Annotated in this window: 1 pseudogene; it reads right to left on the bottom strand. The window is 53.6% G+C overall.

The features are described 5' to 3' along the window. Positions 1–125: pseudogene (locus F7Q90_RS26350) on the bottom strand (IS630 family transposase); the annotation flags it as partial. Positions 126–250: the final 125 nt, after the last annotated feature.

Genomic DNA, 250 nt, shown 5'->3' with positions numbered 1-250 from the left:
ATGGTTGAAGCATGTAGCGGACAACCGGTGATATCACGGATTTTTATCGCCAGAAGTTCGGTGCTCCAGCGGGAACGCTGATAACCAAAATCGCCGGGAGAATGCTTAACAAGCTCACGCAGCAATGGTAAGCGTCGCATTCAGACCGTATTGACGTTCAGGCAGAGGGAAGCTCGACCTTCCATGGCAGCAGATCGCGGACCCGGTTCACCGGCCAGTCCTGTATATGACCGATGACGTAACGCAACCA

The sequence above is a fragment of the Pantoea stewartii subsp. stewartii genome, assembly GCF_008801695.1.
GTDB lineage: Bacteria > Pseudomonadota > Gammaproteobacteria > Enterobacterales > Enterobacteriaceae > Pantoea > Pantoea stewartii.
The sequence above is the reverse complement of the archived record's forward strand: the minus strand, read 5'-3'. Positions and strand labels throughout refer to the sequence as shown.